The following is a 2,499-nucleotide window of genomic DNA, read 5'->3' on the forward strand; positions in this document are numbered from 1 at the left end:
CCCGCAAACTCCCCGCTTCCTAAACGCCGGCCGGGCTGATCCGTTCGGCTGTCGCGGCCTTGAGCGCGTCGAGGCCGACCGCGCCGGGGATGTCCTCGAGATCGATCGGCATCTTTCGGCGCCAGTTCGGGTGCTCGTCGATGGTGCCGGGAATGTTCGGCTGATCGACGACGCCGAGCAGGTCCTCCAGCGAGATCGCCAGCAGCCGGGACCGGGTCCGCGACAGGAAGCCGATCGCGGAATGGACGTCGTTGGCATGAATGCCATTGTGGCGGAGCACCTCGTCCCACAGCCCGAGCGCATGCCAGCGATCCTGGTCGGTTTCGCCGGGATCGATGTCCAGTCCGCGCTTGGTCTTGAGGTCGCCGAACGAGCGCCAGCCGGCATAGGTCGAGAGATCGTGGGTGTTCAGCGTGACCAGCGCGTTCGGGGGATAGTAATCGACATCGCGGAACCGGCCGTTGTCGTCACGCTCGAAGATCATGACCTTGTAGGACCACAGGCCCCAATCGGCCATCTGCTCGCGGAATCCTTCAGGCACCGTGCCGAGATCCTCGCCGATGACGATGCACTGGCTGGCGACGCTCTCCATCGCCGTGGCCGCGAGCAGCGCGTCGAACGGCATCTGCACATAGGCCCCCTGCTTGGCAGGAAAGCCATGAGGCACGAGATAGAGCCGCTTCAGCCCGAGCACATGGTCGAGCCGGATCGCGCCGGCATGGCGCATCGAGGCCCTGATCATCTCGCGGAACGGCTCGAAGTTCTTCAGCTCCAGCCCCGGCGCGTTGAAGCCGGCCAAGCCCCAGTTCTGTCCGACCGTGTTCAACGGATCCGGCGGCGCGCCGACCGACAATGTGCGCGAGATCGCGCTTTGCTCGTTCCAGGCATCGAAGCCGTCGGACTGGACGCCGACGGCAACGTCCAGATACAGGCCGACCTTCATGCCCAGGCGGTGGGCGAGGTCCTTGCAGTGACGCAGCTGCCGCTCGGCGAGCCATTGCACATAGGCGACGAAATCCGCCTCGCGGCGGTCAGGGCCGCTGAGCAGCGCCGCGCAGCGCGCCGCATCCGGTTGCCGCCACTCCTCCGGCCACTCCCACCATGGCTTCTGGAAGCGATGCCGCAGCACCTCGAAGCAGGTGAAGCGCGCCAGGAGCTCGCCGCGCTCGGCGCGGTAGGCCTTGAACTCCGCCGCATCGGCATGATCGGGCGCCGCCATGAACGCGTCGAAGGCGGCGCGCAGCGCCGGCCATTTCAACGCCGCCACACCCTTGTAGTCGACCAGCTCGGCCTGCCGCAGCGGCTGCAGCGCCTTGCTGCCAGGTCCGTTGGCAAAGCCCGGCGCCTGCTCGACGTCGACATACAGCGCATTGAGGAACAGGCGGCTGTTCGGCGCATAGGGGCTGAAATCGCCGGGACGGTCGTCGAATAGCGCGTGCAGCGGATTGAGGCCGACGCCATCGGCGCCGAGCTTGGCGCAGGTCTCGATCAGGTTGGCAAGGTCGGTGAAGTCGCCCATGCCCCAGTTGCGGCGCGACTTGATGCCATAGAGCTGCACGGCCAGCAGCCAGACGCGATCGAAATCGCCGGAATAGGCCTTGTCTGGCGCGACCAGCAGCGGCAACTCCTCGCGGCATGACGACGCATCCAGGAGCTCGACGCGGTAGCTGCCGGCGGGAAGATGCACGGGCCATTCGATGAAGACCTCGCGCGTTTCACCCGTCGCAACTTCGACGTCGCCGCGCTTCACCGTCCATTTGACCGGTAATTTCGCGGTTTCGCTCAGCCGGCTGCGCGTCGGCTGCGCCGGCCGAATCACGATCGCGCCGCTGAGCAGCCGATGCGGCGTCGGCCTCGGGAAGGCCTCGACGATGATCTTGAGCGCGGCCTCGTCGGTGACGCGGCGATTCCCCTGACCGTCGTAGAATTCTGTCAGGATTCCGAGACTGTGAGCTTGGCTGTAGAGATCCATTCGACACGCGTTCTGACGTCGCGAGGGTCGCACGTCGTGAAATTATTGTTGGACGGCAAGAGGATAGCCCCCTAACGCGCCGCGCTGGCCCTCGTTCCCCGGGGAACAAAAACCCGGACTGCGGCTTTGTATCGGGTGGTTCCGGTTCCTAGCGAACCGGGACACGGTTTTCTTGTCAATGGCATCACCGTGAACAAATTTCCGCACACGTTCGAGAGCGGCCCCGACCGGGACGCTTTCTCCCCTATTCTGCCCTCTTTTGAGGAGAGCCGCATCCGGCGGCGCCGGTGCGCCTCCGACCACAGCCGATCCCTTGTTCTTCTCTCTTCGGTGTGAGGGCCTCATGAACGTGATGTCATCCCTGGACGCCCCGAGCCTCCAGACCGAGACCGATGGCGACGGCCTCTGGTACAAGGACGCGATCATCTACCAGTTGCACGTCAAGGCGTTCGCCGACAGCAACAATGATGGCATCGGCGACTTTGCCGGGCTCACCGAGAAGCTGGACTATCTCCAGGACCTCGGCG

2 protein-coding genes are annotated in these 2,499 nt (G+C 65.1%); one reads left to right on the forward strand and one right to left on the reverse strand.

Translation table 11 applies throughout. The features are described from left to right. Positions 1–19 precede the first annotated feature (19 nt). Positions 20–1,972 carry a 4-alpha-glucanotransferase gene (gene malQ / locus BRAS3809_RS16590; RefSeq protein ID WP_008963272.1) on the reverse strand — a complete coding sequence of 651 codons (1,953 nt, stop codon included), beginning with the start codon at positions 1,970–1,972 and terminating at the stop codon, positions 20–22. Between the two features lie 343 nt (positions 1,973–2,315). Between malQ and BRAS3809_RS16595 the strand changes: the two genes are divergently transcribed. After that, positions 2,316–2,499 (forward strand): alpha-amylase family glycosyl hydrolase (locus BRAS3809_RS16595; protein WP_035656496.1); only part of this gene is annotated, 184 nt, incomplete at its 3' end.

This window comes from Bradyrhizobium sp. STM 3809, assembly GCF_000239795.1.
GTDB lineage: Bacteria > Pseudomonadota > Alphaproteobacteria > Rhizobiales > Xanthobacteraceae > Bradyrhizobium.

Bases quoted from the DNA above. Each gene is read 5' to 3' on its own strand.
- malQ (WP_008963272.1), bottom strand. From the start codon at position 1,972: ATGGATCTCTACAGCCAAGCTCACAGTCTCGGAATCCTGACAGAATTC.